General features: G+C 71.0%; 4 protein-coding genes. 1 reads left to right on the forward strand and 3 read right to left on the reverse strand.

Features of this window, described 5'->3' with window-relative positions; all coding sequences use genetic code 11:
• Window positions 1-44: 44 nt before the first annotated feature.
• The 3 genes from AC27LF_RS41515 to AC27LF_RS41525 are packed head-to-tail and all read right to left on the reverse strand — an operon-like array spanning window position 45 to window position 3,757.
• Window positions 45-1,001: a carbohydrate ABC transporter permease gene (locus AC27LF_RS41515; protein WP_479662263.1), complete on the reverse strand. Its 957-nt coding sequence runs from the start codon at window positions 999-1,001 to the stop codon at window positions 45-47.
• Window positions 998-2,032: an ABC transporter permease gene (locus AC27LF_RS41520; protein WP_479662262.1), complete on the reverse strand. Its 1,035-nt coding sequence runs from the start codon at window positions 2,030-2,032 to the stop codon at window positions 998-1,000. The genes AC27LF_RS41515 and AC27LF_RS41520 overlap by 4 nt, the downstream gene beginning before the upstream one ends.
• A gap of 36 nt (window positions 2,033-2,068) precedes the next feature.
• A complete protein-coding gene (locus AC27LF_RS41525; protein ID WP_479662261.1) occupies window positions 2,069-3,757 on the reverse strand; it encodes a type 2 periplasmic-binding domain-containing protein in 1,689 nt (562 codons plus the stop codon).
• 359 nt (window positions 3,758-4,116) lie between these two features.
• Between AC27LF_RS41525 and AC27LF_RS41530 the strand changes: the two genes are divergently transcribed.
• Window positions 4,117-6,788, forward strand: a 2,672-nt coding sequence (locus AC27LF_RS41530) for a glycoside hydrolase family 3 C-terminal domain-containing protein (RefSeq protein ID WP_487227845.1), incomplete at its 3' end; no start/stop codon positions are given.

The following is a 6,788-nucleotide window of genomic DNA, read 5'->3' on the forward strand; positions in this document are numbered from 1 at the left end:
CTGTGGACGGGGGCGGCGGGCCGCCCCGCGGGTCGGCACACCGGTCATCCCTTCACGGCGCCGGTGAGCATGCCCTTCTTGAAGTGCCTCTGGACGAAGGGCGACAGGACGGCCACCGGCAGCAGGGCCATGACCATGACCGCCATCTGGACGGCGAGCGGCGACAGCTGCCCCGTGTTGATCTGCGCGGACAGCCCCACCGGGCGCTGCTGCTTCTGCACCAGCTGGATCATGACGTTCTGCAACGGCATCATGTCCTGGTCGGTCAGGTAGATCGACGCGTTGAACCAGGCGCTCCAGTAACCCACCGCGTAGAACAGGGTGATCACGGCGAGCACCGCGCGGGACAGCGGCAGCACGATCCGGCACAGGATGCGCCAGTCGCCCGCGCCGTCGATGCGGGCGCTGTCGATGAGTTCGGGCGAGATGCCCATGAAGAAGCCGCGCAGCACGAGGATGTTGAAGACGCTGACGGCGCTGGGCAGGATCAGCGCCAGATAGGTGTCGGTCAGACCGAGTGCCTGCACCAGCAGATAGGTGGGGATCAGGCCCGCGCCGAAGAACATCGTGGCGAGCAGCGTCAGCAGGATCCAGCGGTGGCCCAGCGAGCCGCGGCGGGACAGGCCGTAGGCGCACAGCACGGACACGGCCATGCTGAACAGGGTGCCGACGACGGTGACCCCGATGCTGACCAGCGCGGCCCGCTGCACCTGGCCGCCGCTGAGCAGTTCCCGGTAGGCCACGAAGGTGAGGCCCTTGGGGATCACCACCAGGCCGCCCGTGGCGTCGATGGTCTTCTTCGGGGACAGGCTGGTCACCACGACGATCCACAGCGGGAAGAGGATCACGAAGCAGGCGAGGCCGAGCACCAGGCCCTTGCCGGCCAGGCCGGCCCTGCGCGGCGTCTCCTCCCAGACGGGCCGGGGCGGCGCGGACCAGCGGCGCCGCCTGTCCCGCTGCCGCTCCCCTGCCGCCGCGGGTCGGTCGACGACTGCGGTCATTTCCGGTACACCCCCTGCTCGCCCATGAGGTGGGCGACCTTGTTCGCCACGAGGACGAGGGTCAGTCCGACGACGCCCTTGATCAGGCCCGCCGCCGCGGCATAGCTGAAGTCCTGGTTGCGGATGCCGTTCCACCACACATAGGTGTCCAGCACCTCGGCGGCGTCGGGTCCCACCGCCTGCCGCTGGAGCAGTAGTTGCTCGAAGCCGACGGTGAGGGCGTCGCCCACCCGCAGCACCAGGAGCAGGGCGATCACCGGGCGCAGCGCGGGCAGGGTGATGTGCCACATGCGGCGCCAGCGCCCGGCCCCGTCCATGGCGGCGGCCTCGTACAGGTCGGGGGAGACGGAGGCGAGCGCGGCGAGGAAGACGATGATGCCCCAGCCGGCGTCCTTCCAGACCATCTGGGCCGTCACCAGGTACTTGAAGATCCCGGGGTCGGTCATGATGTCGAAGCCGGTGTGCCCGTGCTCGCGCAGGGTCTGCGCGATGATGCCGGCGCCGCCGAAGACCTGCTGGAAGACGGTGACGACGAGCACCCACGAGAAGAAGTGCGGCAGGTACATGATCGCCTGGGCGATGGCCCGGACCCGGGGCCTGACCACGCTGTTGATGAGCAGCGCCAGCAGGATCGGGACCGGGAAGAACAGCACCAGCTGGAGGAAGAACAGGACGAACGTGTTCTGCACGGCGTGCCAGAACGCGGAGTCCTCGAAGACCCGCTGGAACTGTTCCAAGCCGATCCAGGGGCTCTGGAAGATGGCGACGAAACCGTTGTCGCTCAGATACGGGTCGTAGTCCTGGAAGGCGACCACGTTGCCGAGGATCGGTACGTAGTTGAAGACGAGCAGCAGCAGGAGGGCGGGCAGCGTCATCAGGATCAGCGTCCGGTCCCGCCGGAACCTGGTCCCGAGGCCCTGCTTCCCGCCGCGCCGGCGCGGCTCGCGTCCGGCGCCGCCGCCGGGCGCCTGAAGTCTCTTCCCCGTCGTCCTGGCCTCGGCCCTGCTGCGAGGCACCGTGCTGTGCGACACGACCGTTCTCCCTGCCTCAGCCCTGTATGTCCCGGGTCACCGGGCCGAGCCGGCGTCGTCGAGCAGCTTGCGGTACCAGTCGCGCAGGTCGTCGCCGCCCCGCTTCTTCCAGTCGGACACCGCCTGCTGCACGTCGCCGATCTTCTTGCGGCCGCGCACCACGTCGTCCTCCAGTTGTTCGAAGTCGTCGGCGAGGTTGGACCAGCGGGTGGGCTCGGTGATGGTCAGGCCGTAGAAGGAGGACTTCTTGGTGAACGCGCCCATCCGCTGCTGCCACTCGACCATCCCCTTGGTGACCTCGGGGAAGTCGGGGTGTGCGACGAAGGGCGCCGGGTCGCCGGTGTAGTCGAAGGCGCCCAGCACCTCGTTGACGCCCTTGGTGGTCTTGGTGGGTACGCCGTCCTTCAGGGTGAAGTCGGTGCTCTGCAGGCCGTAGTTGGTGAGCAGCCACTCCTTGGTGCCGTACGGCGCGGCGCAGAAGTTCGCGATCGCCAGCAGGTCCTCGATCTGCCGCTTGGACGCCTTCTTGCTGACGAAGGTGAAGATGTTCGCGGGCTGTACGGCCCACAGCAGCGGGTCGCCGCCGTCGTGGGTGAAGATGTCCATCGCGGCGGTTGCGAAGTCCGGGTTCTGGGTGCGCTGTTCGGAGGTCTTGCCGAACCAGTCGGACAGGTCCTGGTTGTAGACGAGGACCTTGCCCGCGGTGAACCGGGAACCGGCGTCGGAGGCGGTCTTGCCGGCCCGGGCGTCGGGGTGCACCACGCCCGCCGCGAACAGCTTGCGCGCCCACTCGACGGCCTCCAGGTACTCCTCGGTCTCCACCCGGTTGACCAGCTTGCCGCCTTGCAGGTTCCACCACAGGGCCTTGTCGCTGCCGTTGAGGACTCCGAAGGCGTTGAACGCGGTCCACTTCATGTCGTCGCAGGCCCACACGCCGCCCTTGGCGTCGGTGGCGTCCTTCGCCCAGGCCAGGAACTCGTCGGTGCTCTTCGGGAGTTGGTATCCCTTCTGGTCGAAGATGTCCTTGCGGTAGAAGGGCGCGATGTTGGTGACGTAGGAGGCGGGCATCGGGATGGCGCGCAACTGGCCGCCGAAGATGGCGCGCTGCCAGGCGTCGGTCGGCACCGCGGCGAGGTTGGGGTAGTCCTTGACCTTGTCGCCGGACAGATGGGGGCCGAGGTCGGCGAACTTGGCGTTGACGGCGCTCGGTATGCGGCCGTTCAGGTTCCAGCCGGGGACGACCACCACGTCCGGGATGTCGCTGGAGGCGAGCACGGCGCCCAGCTTCTCGTCGTAGGTGTTGCCGTCCTGGTTCTGCCAGCCGACCCGCACCCCGATGGCGTCGTTCATGGCCCGGTAGTAGGGGTTGTCCCCGGACGGCGGGGTGCCCCACAGCGGGGCCATGACCGTCAGCCGGCCGCCGCTGCCGAGCTTCTCGGGCACCGATGTCTTCAACTCGTCCATGGCGATGGCCTTGGTGAAGCCGGCCGCGGAGCCGTTCTTCGCCGGGATGTCCGGGGCCACGACGCTGGACGCCACATACGCCGGCAGCAGCTTCCGCGCCGCCTTCCCGGAGGTGGTGCCCTCCTTGCGGCCCTCCTGGCCGCCGCCGCAGGCGGTGAGCAGCGGCATGCCGCCCGCCACCGCGGTGGCGGCGACCGCCGTGGAGGCGAGGAAGGTTCTCCGGCTGGGCGCGGAGGCGGCAGAGGCGGCGTTCGGCGTCATTGCGTCAACCCTTCGTGGCGCACCAGGACACCCGGCGGTGGCCGTCGGCTGCGGTGTCTTGAGTGGAACTGGCTGAGCAGAAGCGGTCCTCGGAGGAATGTCCGTCTCACCACGACGGCACCATCGAGTCGAAGCGCTTCGATGTTGCTGCGAGGTTAAGTGAACACCTGAGGGCGCACAAGGGCCGCTTCCAAGATTCCTCCAAGGCGCCACGGTCCTACGCGGGCTCGCATCCGGCTTGAAATATCGTCAGAGGTCGGAGCTGTTGCCACGGGATGTCTTGACACCACCCCGCGCGTCGAATCAGCATCGAAGCGCTTCGAAAGCGCCTTGCCACCTCCGCGCAAAGGGAACCGCCCGTGACCGCACCCCCGCCGCCCGCCCCGCCGTTCCGCGATCCGCGCCTGCCGTTCGCGAAGCGCGTCGACGATCTGCTGGCGCGGCTCACCCTGGACGAGAAGGTCGGCTTCCTGCACCAGTTCGCGCCCGCCGTCGAGCGCCTTGGCGTCGCCGCGTTCCGCACCGGCCAGGAGGCGCTGCACGGGGTCGCCTGGATGGGCCCGGCCACCGTCTTCCCGCAGGCCGTGGGGCTCGGCGCGACCTGGAACCCGGACCTCGTGCGCCGGGTCGGCGACGCGGTCTCCAGGGAGGTGCGCGCGATGCGCGCCCGCGACGACCGCGTCGGCCTCAACGTCTGGGCGCCGACGGCCAATCTGCTGCGCCACCCGCTGTGGGGCCGCAACGAGGAGGGCTACTCCGAGGATCCGAGGCTGACCTCGGCGATCGCCACCGCCTACACCCGGGGCCTGCGCGGCGACCACCCGGTGTACTGGCGCACCGCCCCGGTGCTCAAGCACTGGCTCGCGCACAACAACGAGACCGGCCGGGACGTCACCTCCTCGTCCATCCGCCCGCGCGTGCTGCGCGAGTACGACCTGCGCGCCTTCGAGGAGGCCGTGCGGGCCGGTGCGGTGGCCGGTGTGATGCCCGCCTACAACCTGGTCAACGGCCGCCCCAACCACGTCTCCCCGTACCTGCGCGAGCATCTGCGCACCTGGACCGGACAGGACCTGCTGGTCTGCTCGGACGCCGGCGCGCCCTCCAACCTGGTCGACTCCGAGCACTACTTCGACAGCCACGAGGAGGCCACCGCCGCCGCCCTGCGGGCCGGCGTCGACAGCTTCACCGACCACGGCACCGACGGCTCGCAGATCACCGCCCGGCTCCACGGAGCCCTGGCGCGTGGCCTGTTGACCGAGTCGGACATCGACACGGCGGTGCGCCGCCAGCTCTCGGTGCGCTTCCGGCTCGGCGAGTTCGACCCGGCCGAGGACCCGCACGCGGACACCGGCGCCTTCGACACCCCGGAGCACCGCTCGCTCGCGAGACAGGCCGCCGAGCAGGCGGTGGTGCTGCTGAAGAACGACGGTGTGCTGCCGCTCGCCCACGACACCCGGATCGCGGTGGTCGGCCTGCTCGCCGACGAGTGCAAGCTCGACTGGTACAGCGGCACCCTCCTGCACCGGTCCACACCGCTGGAGGGCCTGTACGAGCGGTTCGGCGCCGAGCGGGTGGAGTTCGCCGAGGGCGTGGACCGGGTGCGGCTGCGCACCCGCGCCGGGACCTTCCTGCGGGTGCCGCCCGCCGCCGACGCGCCCGACGAGGTGCGCGGCGCCGAGGGCGCGCTCGACCCGGCGCTGCTCGCCGGCCGCACCGACCTGCCCCCGCTCACCACCGGCGCCATCGGCACCGAACTCGCGCTGATCGACTGGGGCCGTGGCGTGCTGACGCTGCGCGCCCCGGACGGCCGCTATCTCTCGGTCGCCGAGGACGGCTTCGTGCGGGCCGCCGCGGACCAGCCGGGCGGCTGGGTCGTCCAGGAGACGTTCCGTCTTGAACCCCACGCCGGCGGTCACCTCCTGCGGCACATCGGAACCGGTCGTCATGTCCGGGTCGCCGCCGACGGGGTGAAGGTTGCCCCCGCCGGCGACACGGCGGCTCCCGAGGTCTTCGAGCTGATCACCGACGAGCGCGGCGAGGACGCCGTCGCCCGGGTGACCGGCGCGGCCGATGTGGTCCTGGTGGTCGCGGGCAACGACCCGCACATCGGCGGCCGGGAGACCGAGGACCGTACGACGCTGGCCCTGCCCGCCCAGCAGGAGCGGCTGCTGCGCGCCGCCCGCGCCGCCAACCCGAACACGGTGCTGGTCCTGGTCTCCGGCTACCCGTACGCCGTGCCCGTCGCCGGGCTGCCCGCCGCGCTGTGGACCGCGCACGGCGGGCAGGCCGCGGGCACCGCGCTGGCCCGGGTGCTGGCCGGTGACGTCTCCCCCGCGGGCCGCCTGCCGCAGACCTGGTACGCGTCCGACGCCGACCTGCCCGATCTGCTCGACTACGACGTGATCGGCGCCCGCCAGACCTATCTCTACTTCGAGGGCACCCCGCTCTTCCCGTTCGGCCACGGCCTGTCGTACGCGTCCTTCTCCTACGCCGACCTGTCCGCGGGCGCGACGGAGGACGCGGTGCGGGTGTCCTTCACGGTCACCAACACCGGTGACGTCACCGCGGCCGAGGTCGCCCAGCTGTACACGCGCGCCCTCGACCCGTCGGCCGTCCGCCCGCGCCGCGAGCTGCTGGCGCACCGCCGGGTGACGCTCGCCCCCGGACAGCGGACGGAGCTGACCTTCGACGTCCCGCTGTCCGCCTTCGCGTTCTGGGACGTGGCGCGGGACGGCTGGCGCCGCGAGCCGGGCCCCTACGAGCTGCTGGTGGGCGCCTCCAGCGAGGACATCCGGCTGCGCCGCACCCTCGTCCTCGACGGCGAGCCCGCCCGGCCCCGCGCGGTGCTCGACCGGGGCCTGGACGCGGCGGGATTCGACGAGCAGTCCGGTGCCGCGCTGGTCGACCGCGCCAAGGAGTCCGGCGACGCGGTGACCCCCGTCGACGGCGGGAGCGCCGAACTCCTCTACCGCGACTGCGACTTCGGCGCGGGTGCCCGGGAGGTGACCGTGCGGGTGTCCGGCTGGGGCGC

Source organism: Streptomyces diversicolor (assembly GCF_057537855.1).

What these genes read in the sequence shown, in the direction of transcription:
- AC27LF_RS41515 (WP_479662263.1), bottom strand. Translation starts at nt 1,001, where the DNA reads ATGACCGCAGTCGTCGACCGACCCGCGGCGGCAGGGGAGCGGCAGCGG.
- AC27LF_RS41525 (WP_479662261.1), bottom strand. Translation starts at nt 3,757, where the DNA reads ATGACGCCGAACGCCGCCTCTGCCGCCTCCGCGCCCAGCCGGAGAACC.